The sequence below is a fragment of the Bradyrhizobium sp. SEMIA genome (assembly GCF_014844175.1).
Classification (GTDB): domain Bacteria; phylum Pseudomonadota; class Alphaproteobacteria; order Rhizobiales; family Xanthobacteraceae; genus Bradyrhizobium; species Bradyrhizobium arachidis.
Genome location: NZ_CP046601.1, coordinates 5,830,509 through 5,849,755, shown reverse-complemented (window position 1 = coordinate 5,849,755; position 19,247 = coordinate 5,830,509). Strand labels below are relative to the sequence as shown.

The following is a 19,247-nucleotide window of genomic DNA, read 5'->3' as shown; positions in this document are numbered from 1 at the left end:
AGGCCAAGCTGATCTCGTTCAGCGTCGATGAGGAAACCTCGGGCTGGTTCAGCGGCGGCTATTTCGGCGTGATCCTGCGCTCGGTGACGCTCGACGGCTGGGTCGTCATCGGCCTGCTCGCGATCATGGCGTTCATCAGCTGGTACGTCATGGTCGACCGCGTCTCGTACCTGAACAGGGTTGCGCGCGGCAACGAGATCTTTCTCAAGCACTTCCGCGAGACCTCGACCGACATCAGCGGTCTGCTTCAGCTCGACAGCCAGGAGAATGATCCGAGTTTCGGCGGCGAGCTCGGCAAGAAGCAGCGCAAATGGGTGCATGCCGCGCCGCTCTATCGCATATTCGCGGCCGGCGCGCAGGAAATTCGCAAGCGCTTTGCGGGTGGTGGCTACCGCCGGCTGTCGCCGCAGGCGATCCAATCGATCCGCGCCGTGCTCGACAGCGGCTTCGTGCGGGAGAGTCAGCGCCTCAACCGGTTGATGGTGATGCTCACCATCGCGATCTCCGGCGGCCCGTTCCTTGGCCTGCTCGGCACCGTCGTCGGCGTCATGATCACCTTCGCGGCGATCGCGGCCAGCGGCGACGTCAACGTCAACGCCATTGCGCCAGGCATCGCAGCCGCCCTGGTCGCCACCGTCGCGGGCCTCGGCGTCGCGATCCCATCGCTGTTTGCCTACAACTACCTGACGATCCGCATCAAGGACGTCTCCAGCGAGATGCAGGTCTTCGTCGACGAGTTCATCACGCGGATCGCGGAGTCCTATGAACTGCCGGACGAGCCGGTGAAGCAGGCGGCGGAGTGAAACCATGCAAGTCCAATCCGAGAGCAAGCCGTACGACGACATCAACATCACGCCGATGCTCGATCTCGCTTACGTGCTGCTGGTGATCTTCATCATCATGACCACGGCGACGGTGCAGGGCATGAAGGTGAACCTGCCGAAGGCGAGCGCAGCGCCGTCACTGGCGCAGCAGACCACCAAGGCGATCACGGTCGCCAATGACGGCAAGCTGTTCCTCGATACCATCCCCGTGACGCTGCCCGAGCTCGAGCAACGGCTGGTGCAACAGCGCGCGCTGACGCCGGAGTTTCCGATCGTGGTGCGCGGCGATGCCCAGACCCAGTACCAGAACGTCGTCGACGTGCTCGATATGCTCGGCCGCCTGAACTTCACCCAGGTCGGCATGGCGACGAAGCCGGTGGCGCGGTGAACCCGGTTGCATGTGACGCCGATGGACCAGCGCGACAACAGCAACGAGAGCGAGGGACCGGCCTGGCGGCGCTATCCGCTGCTGGGCGGCGGCGGTCTGCTCGTCGTTGCGCTCATGGTCGGCGGCATCATGGTGCTGATGAGCGGCGACAAGAATCCGCCGCGCAAGGTGAACGAGCTTCAGGTCACGATGATCCTGCCGCCGCCGCCACCTCCGCCTCCGCCGCCGCCTCCACCGGAGCAACAGCCCGAACAGAAGATGGTCGAGCAGACGCCGGTCAAGCAGGAGATGATCGAGGAGAAGCCGATCGACATCCCCAAGGAAGCACCGCCGGATGCGCCGAGCGATGCCAACGACAGTCCGCCATCGCTCGAAGCCAACACCACGGGTCCAGGGACGCTGAAGGGTGGCAAGGGCGGCCTCATCGGAGGCGGCGGCGGTGGTGGCGGCGGAAGCAGCAAATGGGGCTGGTACGCCAGCATCGTGCAGGCGCAGATCGAGGCCGCGCTGCGCGCGAACGACAAGACGCGTCACGCCGTGATGCGGGTCAGGGTCCGGCTATGGCCGGATGCGACCGGCCGGATCACCCGCGTTCAGCTGGTGTCCTCGACCGGCAACAGCGAGCTCGACGCGGTGATCCGCGATCAAGTCCTCAGCGGCATGACCTTGCGCGAGCCGCCGCCGAGGGAAATGCCGATGCCGATCGTGATGCAGGTCACGGCGCGCAGTCCGGGCTGAGAAGACCGCGGAACGGAGAGCCGTCCGCGCAAACGGGTTTGAGAGTGAAGAAGGGTTGACGTTATGTGGCGTGCAGAGATGACAAAGCGACAGCTCGCGGGAACCGCAGCTATCCTGCTTGCGCTTTCCGTTCCCGCGTCGGCCCAGGATGATACGCCGCCGGGCAAGCGCCCGACGGTATCGCGCAACGCGCCGCCGTCGTCGAATGCGACCGTCAACCTGATCAACCTGCTGGTGAAGCAGGGCACGCTCAGTGAGGAGCAGGCGGCAGCGCTGATCAAGCAGGCGGACGACGAGGCCTATGTCGCCCGCCAGGCCACGCGCGACGCCACGACGAAAGCCGAGGGCGCCGAGAAGGCGGCGGCGACCGCGACGGACGCGGTCTCGCCGCCCGGCACCAAGCGTGTCACTTATGTTCCCGAGATCGTCAAGAAGCAGCTGCGCGACGAAATTCGCGCCGAGGTCATGGCGAAGGCGGAGAAGGAGAACTGGGCCTCGCCGGGCAAGTATCCGGAATGGGCGCAGCGGATCCGCTTCTATGGCGACGTTCGGGTGCGGTATGAGGGGGACCATTTCCCGGCCGGAAACGGGCCGCTGCAGAACTACAATGCGACCAACACGGGAAGTCCGTTCCTCGAGGACAATTTCAACGCGGTCAATCGGTACTTTCCTCCGACCTACAACACGACGCAGGATCGCAATCGCTTCCGATTTCGCGCACGGCTCGGTGCCGATGTCGATCTGTATGACGGCTTCACCGCAGGCCTGAGAATTGCGACGGGGGAGAACAGCTCGCCGGTCTCGACCAATCAGACGTTCGGCAACAATGGCGGCGATTTCTCGAAGTACGCGCTCTGGCTCGATCGCGCGTTCATCAAATATCAGCCGGTGCAGGACTTCGTTGGTTCGGTCGGCCGGTTCGACAACCCGTTCTGGTCGCCGACGGATCTGGTCTGGTACAAGGAGATCGGCTTCGACGGCTTTGCCATCCAGGCCAAGCAGGAGGTCGCTGAAGGATTTACGCCCTTCTTCGTCGGCGGCGCGTTCCCCGTCTTCAACACCGATCTGAACGCCGGGCTCAACACGGCGAACCTGAATGGACCGATCAAGACTCCGAGCCGCGACAAATGGCTATTCGGTGCGCAGGGCGGCTTCGGGGCGCGGTTCGATCCCGAAACGAGCCTGACCATGGCGGTCGCTTACTATGATTTCACGAACATGCGCGGCAAGCTTTCCTCGCCATGCCTTGTCGGCGCTGCAACCGATGTCTGCGACACGGATATCTTGCGGCCTTCATTTGCCCAGAAGGGCAACACTTACATGCAACTGCGCAACATTCCCCTGGTGCTGCCCGCGTCCTTTCCGCCAGATGGCTCTCTGAACTACCAGTACTACGGCCTGGCGAGCGACTTCCGTCCGGTTGTCGCCAGCGCTCAGCTCGACTTCGCCCAGTTCAATCCAATTCACGTCATCCTCGACGCAGAATATATCTGGAACACGGCGTTCAATCGTGGAGCGGTCTCCGCTGTTGCGGTGAACAATTTCGCGGGAACGCCTGATGGCTCGGCCGGCCCGTTCAACGGCGGCAACCAGGGCTGGCTCACGCGCCTCACCGTCGGCAATAAGGAGATCAAGCATCTCTGGGACTGGAACGCGCATGTCGGCTACAAATATCTCGAGTCCGACGCGATGGTGGATGCGTTCGTCGATTCCGACTTCGGTCTCGGCGGCACCAACCTCAAGGGCTACTTCATCGGCGGCAATGTCGGCCTCGGCGAGAACATCTGGGCTTCGGTGCGCTGGATGAGCGCTAACAATATCGCGGGCCTGCCCTATGCAGTCGATATCGTGCAGCTCGATCTCAATGCGAGGTTCTGACCATGCGGCTGTTGCGTCTCTCCTCCATTGCCGCGTTGGCGTTCATTATCCCCGCGATCGCGCACGCAGACCAGGAAGGCGATCGCCTGCGCGAGGCGCTGCGCACCGCGACTGCGCAGGCGAGGGCGGCGGAAGATCAACGCGCCGCGCTCCAGGCCAAGCTGACCTCGGCCGAGCAGGAACGTGACCGGCTGCGCAAGCAGAACGAGGCCTACCGTGCCCAGGTCAAGGAAGCGGAGCAGGCCTATCGTCAGGCCGTGAAAGACTTCAACGAGCGTCTGTCTGAACGCGACGATTCACTCGAAAAGTGGAAGGTCGCCTATGGCGAGGCGGCGGGCGTCGCGCGGGCCAAGGACGCCGAGCGGGCTAAATTCGAAGCTGAGGCCACCGCGTTCAAGGCGAGCACCAAGGCTTGCGAGGCCAAAAACGTCCAGCTCGTGAAGACGGCTAACGAGGTCGTGACCAAATACGAGGCGATGGATCCGTTCGAGAAGGTTCTCGACCACGATCCTGTATTTGGATTGAAGCGGGTCGAGCACCAGAATGCGGCCCAGGACTTCCGCGACAAGATCCTCGAACAGAAGGCCAAGCCATGACCGATCACGCATTCAAAGCCGCCATGCTTGCCGGCGCGCTCATCGCTGCCAGCTCGTCGATGGCCACGGCGCAGACCCGCAATGCACCCCAGCCGGCGCCCGCACCCGCACCGGCGCGTCCCGCGCCTGCAGCTCCCGCGCGCGCGCCGGCCGCCGAGGACGTTTCGGCGGTGAAGACCGGCGAGGTCATCGCACGGGTCGGCGGCAGCGACGTGACCGCAGACGAGGTCAAGGCGACGATCATGCTTCTGGACGCGCGCCAGCAGGCCGCGATGGCGCGTGATCCGGCCCTGCTCAGCCAGACGGTGCGGGCAATCCTCGCCAATCGCCTCGTGCTCAAGGAGGCAACCGCCAAGAAATGGGAGCAGCAGCCGGCGGTCGTCGCCCAGCTCGCGCGTGCGCGCGAAAGCCTGATCGTCGAAAGCTATCTCCAGTCCGTGACGGCGCCGCCCGACGGCTTTCCAAGCGAGGCCGAGGTCAAGAGCGTGTATGAGGCAAATGCCAGCGCGCTCCTCGTCCCGCGCCGCTTCCGCCTTGCCCAGATCGTGATCGCCGTGCCGAAGGATGCGGATAAGGCCGCTGAGGACACCGCACGCAAGAAGCTCGATGACGTCGTCAAGAAGGTCAAGCAATCGGGTGCGGATTTCGCGGCGATTGCGCGCAGCTCGTCCGAGGAATCCTCGTCGGCCGAGCGTGACGGCGAGATCGGCTGGGTGAACGAGCCGGATCTGCGGACCGAAATTCGCAGTCAGGTCACTGGACTGCAAAAATCAGGCATCACCGAAGCGATCCGGCTTGATGACGGCTGGCACATCGTGAAGCTGCTGGATACCGAGGCTGCGCATACGCGGCCGTTTGCGGAGGTGAGGGATGCCCTGGTGCAACGTATGCGGGTCGAGCGCATCGAGGCCAATCGTCGCGCCTATGTCGCGGAACTGCTCAAGCAGTCTCCCCCGGTCGTGAACGAGATCGCGCTTTCCAAGCTGCTCGAGGCGAAGCCCGACGCCGCGCCGTCGCGCTAGGCAATCGTCTGTCTCATCAGTCCCGGCCAGATTGCGGCAGCGCGGTTTGGCCGGGCTTTTTGCGCCCTGGAACTGCGTCGGCACGAGGCGGATATCGGTGAGCCGTGTTGTTGTCTGCTCCATCGGACATATCGTTAATCGTTAGTTAAATATCATATAAATGTAACAGTATATGTGATACCCGACGCGCACGTTGCGTGCTCTCAGCGGCGGCCGCGAAACCGGCCGGTGCGGCCGGTGGGCCGCCCTAAGCAACGCCCATTCCCGCTGGAGTGTGACGCGTGACTATCGATCGGAAACCATCGGCCTTTTCGCTTCGTTGGCGCAGCATCCGGGCCGCGCTGCTGACCTCGACAGCCATTCTGCCCGGACTGATCAGGGATCCATGACGCGATCGACACCGCAACGTTGGCTTCCAGCAGCACATCAGGCACCACTTTCGGCGGCACGCCAGGCGCAGCAGGACGCTGCTGCGGCCGCCGCGCAAGCCGCCTCGACCGTGAATGGCGTCATCAAGAACGGCTTGATGCCACTTGGCGGCGTGAAGGACGTCACCGCACAGAGCGGATGCGGGGATTCGTGCTCGACGCTTCAACTCAACACGCCGGCCTCGTGGCAGAACGCCAGCACGACCTTCACCCAGACCGTCAAGGACGGGAAGTACTCGGTCGACATCACCCAGACGCAGCAGAAAGCGATCCTGAACTGGGAGACGTTCAACATCGGCCGCAATACGTCCGTGAAGTTCCAGCAGCAGTCCGCCGACTGGACCGTGCTGAATCGCGTGACTGATCCGACCGGCTCGCCGACGCAAATTCTCGGGCAGATGAGCGCGCTCGGCGGCGTCTACGTCATCAACCGCAACGGCATCATTTTCGGCGCCGGGGCGCAGGTCAATGTTCACGCGCTGGTGGCCTCGAGCCTGGACGTTGGCGCGCTGAATTTGACGCAGAGCGCACGCGATCAGTATTTTCTGGGTACCGGCATTAATGGTGCGAACTCGTTCTCCGTTGCTACCACGTTGAAGCCGGCCGACTCGGGCTACTCAGCTGAGAACAACCACTGGGGTGACGTAACGGTCCAGGCCGGCGCATCGATCAAGACCAGTGTGGTCGATCTGGATTCGCCCGGCTTCATTTATCTGTTCGGCCGCAACGTCTCCAATGCGGGGACGCTCACGTCTCCTGCCGGCGAGGTTGCCATGGTGGCGGCCCGTACCATCGATCTTGTTTCGGGCGGGTACTGGAAGCTGCCGTCGGCGGTGCTTCCTTCCGGCGTGGCCTATCGCGGCACCGATTTTCAGATCACCCAGTTCGCCGATGACTATCTCCTGTCGGCTGATGTCCTCGGTCAGTCGCTTACGACGAAATACGCTGCAGGAACGGGCCTGATCAGCAATAGCGGTCTGATCGAAACGCCGCGCGGCATCACCCAGATGAACGGTGATCGGATCACGGTCAGCCAGACCGGCGTCATCTCGGCGGATACCGGTATCACCCGCAACAGCATGGTCCTGTTGCGGGCTGCGACCAGCGTCGACCTGCAAGGCACGATCAGCTCACTTCCCTACGACGATCCATTGACGAGCAGCCTGCCGCAAGGCGGAAGCGCGGGCGGCACGGTGCAGACCTTCGCCCCGGCCTATGTCGAACTGTCTGCCCAGAACTCGGTCACGGTGGGCTCCAGCGGCCTGATATCGGCCCCGTCGGCCACCGTGAATCTGCGCGCGATCGATCTAGGTTCGAGCAATTCCAAGAGCATCTATTCGTCAACCGCGACCGGTGTCACGACGAACTCGTTATTCGGTTATGGCACCAACGTCCTGCGGACGCTCAATTCCAGCATCACCGGCCCGCAGCAGGTCCTGCTGGAGGACGGCGCAACCGTCGACGTTGCAGGGCTGCAGAACGTCGTGCTCCCGGCCAGCTACAATTTCATCCCGTTCGTGCCGCGCGGCAATGAATTCGCCGATATGCCGCTGCAGCGCAATGGCGCCCTGTACGGCCAGACATTGTGGATCGACATCCGCGCCTCCGGGACGCGAAGCGACGGCACGACATGGGTGGGAACGCCAGTCGCCGATGCCAGCGGCACGATCAACGCTTACGGCCGCAGCATTCAGCAACTCTTGACCAGCGGGGGCGCCGTCACCCTGCAAACGGACCAGACCGCAACGGACGGCGCGACCACCAACCGCAGCGTGATTACGCAGTCCGGTTCGGTGATCAACGTCGCGGGTGGCAACGTCACCTATCTCCCGGGCATGGTCTCGACCAGCGTGCTGCTCGGGGCTGATGGCCGCAGATACGGTATCGCGAACGCCGATCCCAACATGACCTATCTCGGGCTCGCCGGCACGTTCACGGTCAATCACTCGCGTTGGGGCGTGAAGGAGGTCTGGTCGACTGCGACGAAGGTCTATCAGCCCGGCTATACCGAGGGACACGACGCTGGCGGCATCAACATCACCACCGTCAGCCCCCAGCTCCAGGGCCAGATGTATTTCGGGTCCGCGGCGGGCGAGCGGCAAATCTCCATCGGCCTCAAGCCATCGGCGACGAATGGCGTCACCGCCACTCAAGCCAAGGGCGACGAGCTCCCCTCGCAAGGATATCTAACTCTCAATCTCGCGAGCAGCGTCGTGATCGGCACGAGCCCGGATTCGACGTCCGGCGGATTGGGAGTGACGAACCAGATCGGGCATATCGCGGGCGTACCCGACCCGTCGGAATTCGCGCCTGTTGTGAAGGGCGATGATTTCATCCCGACCAGCGTGTACCAGACCGTGCTGTCGGCCGCGACGTTGTCGAGCTACGGTCTCAGCCTGCTGCAGATCAACAGCAACGATCTGCTGGTCACGCACAATTCGGCGAACGACGCGGCAGGAGTGCCCGACCTCAACCTCGCGGCCGGTGGAACATTCTCCGCTAAGACCGGCAGCGCGATCAGTATCGCGGGCAATATCACGGCGGCCGGCGGCCAGATCAGCCTGGTGACCGACGGCTTTTCGGCTCGAAACAATCCCTTATTCCGCTCGGCGCAGACTGTATCCGGCAAGGCCGACATCTTTGTTAAGGGTACGCTCGACGTCAGCGGTCGCTGGGGGAACGACACCGGCCGGCGCGGGACCGATATGGGCGGCCCAGGATACATCGACGGCGGCTCGATTTCGATTGCGACGAATACGAACAGCAACGGAATTGACACCACCGGCAATATTCTGCTCGCGCAGGGATCGGTGCTGGACGCCTCGAGCGGCGGATACATTTCCTCGACTGGTGTTGCCAAGACCGTCTCGACGGGCGTCATGGCCGGGCGCGGGGGCAGCATTTCACTCCTCACTTATCAAGGTACCGCGTTTGTCGACCCAACCGACAGCGGGGGGCCGGCGAGGCCGAGCAGCGGCAACGTCGCGCAGCTCCAGCTCGACGGTACGCTACGGGCCTACGGCTTTGAGCGCAACGGCACGCTGACGCTGGGCGCGGCCAAGACGATCACGATCGACAGCACCACGCGCGCCGACGCGAACTCGGGCATCGTGACTTCGACCGGCGCGGGCTTCACGTCGGTCACGCTCGCGGCCTCCCGGCTGACGGATGGCGGATTTGGCGCCTATGTGATCGAATCGACCCCCGACGGCTGGACCGGCACGAAGGCGACAATCACCGTGGCCGCCGGGGTGAACCTGACGCTCCAGCAGCAGAACCTTTCGAGCATTGCCGACTACAGCAAGGTCGGGACCGGCAGCAAGATTGCGGACGTCGCGGCGCGGACGCGCCTGCCGGACGATCAGCGCAAGGCGGTGGATCTCACGCTGAAATCGGACAACATCCTGCTCGACACGGGTGCCGTGATTACGACCGATCCGCAGGCCAAGGTCAGCTTTGGTGGCATCCCGCAGTACACTGTGTTGGATCCGACCCGGGAGCAGGCAGCCCAGAACGTCCTGCTGCGCGGCAGCGTGATCGATCATGGCGGCACGGTCGTGGTGAACGCGCAGAAGACCTGGCTTGGCCGCCAGGCCAAGGTCGACGTCTCCGGAACATTCGTGGCCAACTCACGCTTCGGGCAGCCAAAGGGCCAGCTTGTCAGCGGCACGGTCCTGGGCGGCGGCACCTTTACCATCGAGGCCGCCGCGCCAAACGTTCAGGTCGGCACTCTCGCAAACACCTACACGCCCGGTACTGTGCCGTCCGGCACTTATGTCGTCGCCGAGCAAGGTGCTGTGGTCGACGTGTCCGGTTACGCCACGTCGATCCAGGCCCAGGACGGCCACGGCGGCGCGGTCACGGTTCAGTCCTGGAGCGATGCCGGCACCGTCAAGGTCGATGCCGCTGCGTTCGTCTGGGGCGGCACCTTCGAGGCGAAGGGTGGACGTTCGGCCGACGGCACGCAGGTGATGTCGGCGACGGCAAAAACGCCGCTGGCCAATGGCGGGACCCTCATGCTCGGCGGCGGCGCGATGCTGCTGCAGCAGGATTCCGCCAATGTCATGGCTGCACTGGCCGGAACTCTTGCAGGCGGTCCGGCGACGCTTGCCAACCTCGCGGGCAATTCGAGTTCGCTCGTCAATCAGCTTGCGTCGGCGTCGGGTACGTCGTCTTCGATCTTCGCCGCAGTCGATCGGCTGAGCGCGTTCGAGAACGTCTTCCTCTACAGTGGGACGGCGCAAAATGGAGCCGCGCGAATCTTTACGGGTCTGTCGGGGAGCACCTACGGCATTGCCGCGCCGACGTTGAATCCATTGTCGATCTCGGGCTCTGTGACCTGGACATCCGACAACGGCCTGTCCCGGCTCTACATCGCGGCCAACACCATCAGCTCCACGCAATCCGGCAGCACGGTGACGTTAGCCGCACCCTATATGCTGCTCACCGGCGGGAGCGGTGCCAGCAGCACCGCCGGCAGCTCGCTGCATCTGGGCTTCGAACGCACCAAAGCGGGTGATCCGACCTCGGACGTCATCGTCGCCCGGACGATCGACATCGAGAATGCCGCCTTTGCCGGCTTCAACGATATCCAGCTGAAAAGTTCGGGCGACATACGTCTCAGCACCCCGAAGGTTACCAACGGCGGCAGCTCGACCGATGCTGCGCGGTTCAGCGGCCGGATCGCGGCGGGCGGCGCCAACATTGTCCTCGACGCCCAGCGAATCTACCCCGTCTCGGATGTCGACTTCACCATTCAGACGACCGGCAACGTCACTTTCCAGGCTACCGCGGGCGGCCGCAGCGATATTCCGCTGTCGGCCGGCGGCTCGCTCAGCGTCTATGCCGCGACCATCGATCAGGGCGGCAATATCTTTGCCCCGCTCGGCAGGATCACGCTCGGCGATGACGGCACGGCGGCCGGCAACACGTCGAAAATCCAGACCACGTTGGTGACCCTCGAGCCCGGCAGCCTGACCTCGGTCACGCTCGCCGACACCGTCGTGCCCTACGGCGAAACGATCGACGGCGTGAACTGGTATTACAACGCCAGTCTCCACCCTGTGCTGGCCGCAGCAAACGGTACCGAGCCGGTGCTGCCGTCGAAAGGGCTCGTGCTGAACGGAAAGGGCGTTGCGGTCAAGCAGGGCTCGACGATCGATACGCGCGGCGGCGGCGATCTCCAGGCGGCCGAGTGGATCCAGGGCAAGGGCGGCTCGCGCGACACCCTCGCGACGACGCCCTCGGGCCAGACCGTCTATGCGCTCGTTCCCTCGAGCAGCGATCCGGTCGCAGCCTTCGACATCCATTTCACCACGGCGCGCAGCCTCGACGGCGGCCAAACCGTCAAGGCGGGGGATGTCTATCCGCTGGCGGGACAGCAGATCTATCTCGACGGCAGCAGCGGCGTCCCGGCCGGCACCTATACGCTCTACCCGGGGCACTATGCGACCCTGCCTGGCGCGCTGCGCGTGGTCGACTATGGCAGCAATCTCGGGCGCAACATCCCATCGGGCACGACGCTGCCCGATGGCACGGTGCTGGTGTCGGGCCACTACACGCAATCGGTGCGGCCTGGAACTTCATCGTCCGGCAGCGAGCTGTTCGCGGTTCAAAGCAGCAGCGTCTGGCGTCAATACAGCGAATACAGCTTCAGCACCGCCAACAGCTATTTCACCGACAAGGCGAAGCACGACGGCGTCGCGATCCCGCGGCTTCCGGTCGATGCGGGCCGCATCGCAGTGATTGCCCAGCAATCGCTCCTGCTCGCGGCAACCGAGCTGAACGCACCTGCCAATGGCGGTCGCGGCGGCGAGCTCGATATTTCGGCGAGCAAGCTGGCCGTGCTCAGCTCCAGCGTCAATCAACAGGGCTATACGGCTGCGGGCTATGTCGTCGTGGCGAGCGAGCAGCTCGCGAGCTTCGAAAGTGTCCTGATCGGCGGATTGCGCAGTGATACGTCAAAGGGCACGCTGATCACAGGGACCGCATCTGAGCTCGTGGTCGATACGCCGGATGGCCTGATCGTTCCGGAAGTCATGCTGGTCACCCAGCCGGAAGCGACTCAACAGACTGTCTCGTCGTCATTCCAGGTCAACGTCAGTGGCAATTGGGTCGACGGCACGACCCAGTTCAACGCCACTGTGCCGACGGGCACCGGCACCATCTCGATCGCCACCGGCAGCGTGATCACGACCAGCGGGACTGTTCATACCGGCGCGGGACGCAACTTCTATGTCGGCTCGAATCCGAGCGGCAGCACCACGGCACAGCAAGTAGCGGCGGCTCTCGGCGGAACGCTGGATTCCACCGGCACCGTCATCACCGGTGCCGATATCAACAAGCTCCCCGTTAGCGTTCCGGGGGCGGGCTACGCCAACGGCACCCCGTCGTCCACAGCCGTGTTGTCCAGCTATTCCAGCCAGGGTCTTGGCGCCCTGTTCGTCGCGTCTCAGGATTCGACGCTTGCTGTCGCGGGACCCTCGGGCTCGCCGCTGACCATCCAGTTCACGACGCTGGCAAGCAGCGGCCTCCCGGTGCGTAGCGCCGACGGCAGCAGCAGTCCGGCCACGATCACATTGCCGGGCGGCAATGTCGGTCGTATCGAGATCGAGGCGGGCGCGCACATCACGACCAACAACCTGTTCATGCAGGCGTCCGCGACCACCAACAACATCATTCTCAACAAGGCGGTCGCGGGCAATCCCAATCTGCCGGCGACGACCATCACCGCGAACCAGGCCAAGATCGCCGGCCGCAGCATCGGGATCGGCGCGAGCGCGAACGACAGCGTGATCTTGAGCCAGGGCAATCTGGCCCAGCTCGGCGGGGTGAAGAACCTGACGCTCGCCGCAACCGGCGGCGACATCACGTTCTACGGCACCAACCTGATCCAGACGATGATGCAGGGGCTGACGCTCGACGCGCGCGCGGTGACGGGGACCGGCGGCAACAGCAGGATCGAGGTCGGCGGCACCCTGACGCTGGTCAACACCAGCGGCGCGACCGGCACGTCGGCGCAGGCCGGCGTCGGTGGAAGTCTGAACGTCACCGCGACCAACGTCGTATTCGGCGGCGGCAGCCAGACCATCGCGGGATTCTCGCACGTGAATCTCGCTGCCAGCGACCAGGTGCTGTTCGGCAATCAAGGCACGTTGACGCTGGGCACCGGCAACGACGTGGTCGGTCTCCAGATGATCACGCCGCTGGTTGCGGTGGGCGGCAACACCTCGAAGGGCGGCGGATCGTTCGTCGTTGCCACCTCCGGTGCCGTCAACATCGGCGACGCCATCGTCGCCGATCCCAGCAATCCGCCCGTTCGCGCCAATCCGCCCAAGGATAGCGGTGACACCGGCGGCAGCCTGCTGCTCAAGGGCGGCAGCGTCAATGTCGGCGGCTTTGCCGATGATCAGGGCAAGCAGCGGTCGGGCAGCGTCATCCAGGCGCAATCTGGCTCGATCACGCTGGAGGCGACGACTGGAGACATCACGCTCGACAACAATGCCTATTTGTCGGCGCGCGGCTACGCCAAGAACCTGGTCGATACCACGACCTATTTGGCTGGCGGGAAAATCGTGCTGAAGGCCGATCTCGGCAACGTCGTCACGCGCGGCGCCAGCGGCGCGGCCAACGGCAACGACGCCAGCGTGATCGACGTGGCGCAGACCGACGGTGGCATGGGCTATGGCGGACAGGTCCAGATTTTCGCGACCGCCGGCCAGGCCACGGTGCTCGGGGATCTCCGCGGCAAGGGCGGCAACGGTCTCGGCGGCGGCTTGCTGATCGACGCCAACAGACTTCAGGTCGACGGCCAGGGCTTCATGCCAAGGGTGGCGCTCGATCCGCTGGCGGACAAGTTGCTGGCGGGCGGCTTCACCGGGGCGGTCGACATCCACACCCGGACCGGCGATCTGATCCTGTCCGAGGGCCACACGCTCAAGGCCAACTCGGTCACGCTCACGGCGGATGACAAGACCTGGAACGGCGGCGATCCGACGCAGCAGTTCGGACGCATCGTCATCGCAGGCACGATCGACGCCAGCGGTTATGCCGGCAAGACGGCCGACGGCACCGGGCAGGCCGGTGGAAAAATCAACCTTTACGCCGCCAACGAGATCGACCTGACGCCGACGGGTGTCCTCAACGCATCCACCGAGCACCGCGATGAACGCGGCGGCGACGTGACGATCGCGATCGGCTGGGGCACCAAGAGCAATGCCGGCATCGACCTGCAGCCGGGCTCGCGCATCGACGTCCATGGCGGCACCAAGGGCGGGCTCAGCGGCGGCACGGTCCTGATCCGTGCGCCCAATGACGGCGGCAACGACGTCTACATCACCGAGATCGCATCGACGATCACTGGCGCTCGTGACGTGACGATCGAGTCCTACGTCAGCTTCAGCACCAACGGCCAGGGCGGCATCGATGCCTCCTCGCTCGGCTGGAACGGCGTGCTCGATCCCAGCGGCTCGGTGTCGAAGACGAGCTTCAAGGTCAACACGGTGTATGTTCCCCCGGGCAGCGGCGGGGCGTACACCCAGGTTCCCGACGTGATCTTCTCTGCGCCCGCGACATCCGCGACCGGGCTCAAGAGCATTTCGATCGCCTCGACCAGCAGCTGGTACCATCTCGATCCCAATTTTGTCGGCGAGGTCGTGATCGAGGCGCCCACGGACGGCCTTGCGGCAAGCGGCATCGTGACGACCGACGCGAACGGCGTTCCCACCTTCACCATCACCAATCCGGGCAGAGGCTTCACCGGTGCGCCTGCGACGATCCGCTTCTACAGCCAGGGTGTTCTTGTCACCACCGCGCACATGACGGGCAGCGATTTCGCCAGCGCGCAACTGACGACGGCCGGCCAGGCCCAGGGCACCGCGGTGATGGGGCTCAAGAGCATCTCGATCGCCACGACGAGCAACTGGTATCACCTCGACCCCAATTTCTCGGGCAACGTGGTGATCCAATCGGCCTCGGGTGGTGCTTCGGCGACCGGAACCGTGACGACGGACGCCAACGGTGTTCCGACCTTCACCATCACCGGCGCCGGCAGCGGCTTTACCGGCGCGCCTTCTACCATCCTGTTCTATCAGGGTGGCAAGCTCATTCTCACCGGTCATCTGACCGCCAGCGATTTCGCCAGCACCGTGATGACGGTCGTCGGCGTCAATGTGACCAATGCCGGTGCGGGTTACGCCAGCGGTGTCGCCGGCGCTGCCATTGCCAGCTTCTCGGGCGGCGGCGCTGGCGCGACACAGGCGGCTTCACTCATTGCGGATATGGACACGGTCGCCACGAGCAGCTCGGTTGACTTCGCAGGCGTGACGCTACGGCAATATGTGCAGGGCAACTGGACCTACAACACCAGCACCGAGGTCAAGCATTTCGGTTTCAGCGGTGCCATGGATCGGATCGTGAAGCCGCTCGCCAACCAGCTCGGTTCGGTAGTGCATCTGCGGCCCGGCGTCGAACTCGTCAATCCGGATCTGAACATCAATGGCGGCAGCATCACCGTCGCCAGCAACTGGAATCTGGCGGCCGGCACCGTCGGGAAGTTGCAGAACAACACCGGCTCGCTAGCGGGGACCCAGTACTTCGATCCCAGCATAAGTTACGTCGATTTTGCCTACCGCTATCTGGCGAACTACGGTAGCCTGGACGCGCCGAGCTACGGGGTGGAAGCCGGCGCGCTGACGCTGCGCGCCTTCAACAACATCAACGTCAACGCCTCGATCTCCGATGGGTTCTTCCAGTTCGGGGATTATCTGAACTCGACCTACAGGACGACTGCCGTCTCGGCCTATCTCGGTAACCCCGCTGCACGCAGAATCGACAATAATGCCAACCTGAACACCTCCAAGCCGGCACCGATCGCACCGTACAAAACGAACAGCACGACCGGCGATCCCAACGGCGTCAGCGCGAGTGCGCTTGACCTCAACGAAGCGGACCTGTTCCCGCACACGCTGAATGTCTGTGTCAGCCATTGTGGTGCCGACTCCGCATCGGATGACCTAGCCGCGATCACCAATCCCGGTTCGTGGTCCTACCGTCTGACGGCCGGCGCCGACATGGGAAGCGCCAATCCAAACGCGATGCAGTCGCTCGCAAGCGTGAACGGCCGCGGTGCCGGCGACGTCGTCGTGAGCGGGCACGCGCCGGCATCGACCATCGCGGCGAATCTCAATCTCCCGACCATGGTGCGGACCGGCACTGGCAGCATCTCGGTCGCGGCCGCGCGCGACGTCACTTTCGCCGATACGGTCGCGCCGGGCGTCATCTATGCCGCGGGCGTGAACACCGCCCGATACGCCAACCCTTACGATGCGTCTGGCAATGTGACGGATGCCAACGGCTTCCTCGAGCCGCAGCTGTTGAGCTATAGCAGCCCGACACAGAGCGGCACGAATTCGACCCTCGTGGAAGCGATCTATGGCGCGCCAACCAACGCAGCTTTCCCCACTGCTGCGGGTGACGTGTCGGTCATCGCACAGCAGGACATCAAGGGCTACAAGAACGTCACGACGACGACGAAGAACCCACTTAATGGTCAGGTCACCACAACCCTGTGGAATGCCTACTATGTGCCATGGCTCATCGCCGATGCCGGCGTGACGAGCTCGGTCGGCGCCCCAACCGTGGGTGCCGGCGTATTCGCTCCTTCCGCAAGCATTGCATCACAGACCGCCTGGTGGATCCAGTACGCCAGCTTCCGGGAGGGCATTCTCTCTGCTGGCGGCAACGTCAATGTCGTTGCAGGCCGCGATCTGGTCGACGTCTCGGTCTCACTGCCCACGACCGGGCGGGTCACCGGCGGGCTTTCCTCGGCGAGCACACCGCAAACCCAGCTCTATGGCAGCGGCAACATGACGGTGCGAGCGGGTCGCAATCTGCTGGGCGGTTCATATTACGAAGGCTCGGGGCACGCGAGCATCCAGGTCAGCGGCGTCGTGGACGCAAACGGCACGATCACGCTCAGGGACGGAACGAGCGCGCCCAATTACACCCTGCTCGCGGTGGACACCGGCCAGATCAGCATGCTCTCGGGCGGATCGATGGCGATCGGCGGCGTGGTCAACCCCGCCCAGCTGCACCTTCAGTCGGGCACGGCGGCCAATTCCGCGACCACGGCTACCACCGGGCTGCTCATGAACACCTATGGACCGGACAGTGCGGTCAACGTCGTGGCATCCACTGGAAACCTGAACATCGCGATGCCGCAGACAGGTACGATCGCCTGGATCACCGGATTGACCTATCCTGCGAGCTTCACCGCGATCGCAGCGGACGGGGACATCACCACAAAAGGGCTCGCGCCCAATTCGACGACTAATACCCTATCCGTTATGCCCGGCATCGTCTTGACGGGCTCGGAGAATGGTAGGTTTGAACTGCTTGCGCAGGGTAGCATTGATCTGACCGGCGGCTATACCAATCTGGCTACGGCCGCGCCGTCCATTTCGGCGGGGCCATCGTTGCTCGATACGGCGTTCGACCCATACCAGCCCAACAACGGCATGACGGGCGCCTCCAGTTCCGCACTGCTCGCCCACCGGAACGACCATGATACCAACCCTGCACGCATCTACGCGGTATCGGGCGACATCTCGGCGGTGGCGACCACGACAAGCCTCATACCGACTGGTTCAATCGTCTCCTCGGCCACGCCGGTTGACTATTCGAGGGTCGAACTCAACCGGCCGGCAAAAATCTATGCCGGCCGCGACATTCTCAATCTCAATCTTATCGCGCAGAACGTTGCTGCAGACGACGTCACGACCATTGAGGCGGGACGTGACATTTTGTACAACTACGGTGCGACGTTTTCCAACGTCACATCGGCTTTAAATCTCCCGGCCCCGACCGGTTTCACATTCAGGCGTGTTCTCGGTGGGCCTGGCCTGCAGATCGCCGGCTCCGGTTTCCTCGTCGTGCAGGCCGGGCGCGACCTCGGGCCGTTCCTGCCCGTCACACGCGACAGCAGCGCCTTCACCCCGGACCAGGAGGGCATCGCCTCGGTCGGTAACGCCAGCCTGTGGCCGGTCGGCAACCGATTTGTCAGCCTGGGCTCGAGTGGCCTTTACGACATCACGCTGCTCGGTGCCGTCAACGCGATCACGAAGAAGCGCAACGAGTTGCTGCCGGGCACCGGGGCCGACATCATCACGATGTTCGGCGTCGCCAACGGCATCAACTACGAGGGCTACTCGACCGTGGACCGGGCCACCAATCAGTCCGTCTATCATCCGGGCGTGATCGGCACCTATATCGATCCCGCCAACGCCTCCCGCGTCGATCACAACTATATCGGCGAGCTGAAGGATTTCCTCGTCAGCATCGGCAGGTCGGCCAGCAGCGACGCCGACGCATGGGGCATCTTCCAATCATTGCCGAAGGATCTTCAGCACGTCTTCGCCGACAAGGTGTTCTTCGCCGAGCTCAAGGCCGTCGGCAAGGCGCAATCGGCAACATCAGGCAACTACCAGCGTGGTTACCAGGCGATCAACACCATGTTCCCGTCGGACTTCGGGTACACGCAGAACGCGCTGGGGGGCGGCACCAACGGCGCCAACGCGCTCAAGCACACCGGCGATCTCGACCTGCTGCACGCGACGATCCAGACCAGGCTCGGCGGCGACATCTCGATCTTCGGTCCGGGCGGAACGATCCGCGTCGGCTCGCTCGCGCTCGAGCCGAACCCGCTGCTCAAGCCGAACGATCTCGGCATCCTCACGCTCGGTGTCGGCGACATCAACACGTTCACGGATGCCAGCGTGCTGGTCAATTCGAGCCGTGTCATGACCCAGCAGGGCGGCGACATCCTGATGTGGAGCTCGAACGGCGACCTCGACGCCGGGCGCGGCGCCCAGACCACGCTGTCGTTCCCGCCATTGCAGGTCGTGTTCAACTCCGACGACTATCAGAGCGTCGATCTCGGCGGCCTCGTCAGCGGCGCCGGCATCGCAGCGGTCCAGAGTTCGAAGCTTGCGAAGAAGTCGAACGCCTACCTGCTCGCGCCGCGCGGCACCGTCGATGCGGGCGAAGCCGGCATCCGGGTCTCCGGCAACCTGACGATCGCGGCGGTGCAGGTGGTCAATGCCGGCAACATCCAGGTTGGCGGCACCTCCACCGGCATCCCGACCGTCACGGCTCCGAACATCGGCGCGCTCAGCGCCGCCTCGAATACTGCCGGCGCCGCGGCCAAGTCGGCCGAGCCGCCCACCGCGGGGGGCAACAACGATCGCGCCTCGGTCTTCATCGTCGAGGTGGTCGGCTACGGTGGCGGCGAAAATGGCGGCCAGGACTCCAACTCGTCCGGCAACGGACAGGGCACCAAGTCCGATGACAAGGAGCGCAAGCAGCCCTGAGCGGGG

At 64.1% G+C, this 19,247-nt stretch carries 7 protein-coding genes; all 7 read left to right on the top strand.

Annotated features, from left to right (window positions below):
• Positions 1–68: 68 nt before the first annotated feature.
• The 7 genes from FOM02_RS47215 (at position 69) to FOM02_RS28495 (ending at position 19,241) form a co-directional block, all read left to right on the top strand.
• Positions 69–803: a MotA/TolQ/ExbB proton channel family protein gene (locus FOM02_RS47215; protein WP_416207716.1), complete on the top strand. Its 735-nt coding sequence runs from the start codon at positions 69–71 to the stop codon at positions 801–803.
• Between the two features lie 4 nt (positions 804–807).
• Positions 808–1,212, top strand: coding sequence for an ExbD/TolR family protein (locus tag FOM02_RS28520; RefSeq protein WP_027559757.1), 405 nt, complete (start codon positions 808–810; stop codon positions 1,210–1,212).
• 21 nt (positions 1,213–1,233) lie between these two features.
• The gene (locus FOM02_RS28515) at positions 1,234–1,950 is read left to right on the top strand and encodes an energy transducer TonB family protein (RefSeq protein WP_051377836.1); all 717 of its coding nucleotides are present in this window, start codon (positions 1,234–1,236) and stop codon (positions 1,948–1,950) included.
• A 78-nt stretch (positions 1,951–2,028) separates the two neighbouring features.
• On the top strand, positions 2,029–3,828 hold the full coding sequence (locus FOM02_RS28510) for a putative porin (RefSeq protein ID WP_231164050.1): 1,800 nt from the start codon (positions 2,029–2,031) through the stop codon (positions 3,826–3,828).
• Positions 3,829–3,830: 2 nt separating this feature from the next.
• Positions 3,831–4,424: a hypothetical protein gene (locus FOM02_RS28505; protein ID WP_035729624.1), complete on the top strand. Its 594-nt coding sequence runs from the start codon at positions 3,831–3,833 to the stop codon at positions 4,422–4,424.
• Entirely contained in the window at positions 4,421–5,446 is a 1,026-nt protein-coding gene (locus FOM02_RS28500) for a peptidylprolyl isomerase (protein WP_028146261.1), read from the top strand. Before FOM02_RS28505 ends, FOM02_RS28500 begins: the two co-directional genes overlap by 4 nt.
• A gap of 385 nt (positions 5,447–5,831) precedes the next feature.
• The gene (locus FOM02_RS28495; RefSeq protein ID WP_265440319.1) at positions 5,832–19,241 is read left to right on the top strand and encodes a filamentous haemagglutinin family protein; all 13,410 of its coding nucleotides are present in this window, start codon (positions 5,832–5,834) and stop codon (positions 19,239–19,241) included.
• Positions 19,242–19,247: the final 6 nt, after the last annotated feature.

Excerpts from the sequence above, each read along its gene's own strand:
- FOM02_RS28520 (WP_027559757.1), top strand. The coding sequence starts at position 808 with ATGCAAGTCCAATCCGAGAGCAAGCCGTACGACGACATCAACATCACG.
- FOM02_RS28515 (WP_051377836.1), top strand. The coding sequence starts at position 1,234 with ATGGACCAGCGCGACAACAGCAACGAGAGCGAGGGACCGGCCTGGCGG.
- FOM02_RS28510 (WP_231164050.1), top strand. The coding sequence starts at position 2,029 with ATGACAAAGCGACAGCTCGCGGGAACCGCAGCTATCCTGCTTGCGCTT.
- FOM02_RS28505 (WP_035729624.1), top strand. The coding sequence starts at position 3,831 with ATGCGGCTGTTGCGTCTCTCCTCCATTGCCGCGTTGGCGTTCATTATC.
- FOM02_RS28500 (WP_028146261.1), top strand. The coding sequence starts at position 4,421 with ATGACCGATCACGCATTCAAAGCCGCCATGCTTGCCGGCGCGCTCATC.
- FOM02_RS28495 (WP_265440319.1), top strand. The coding sequence starts at position 5,832 with ATGACGCGATCGACACCGCAACGTTGGCTTCCAGCAGCACATCAGGCA.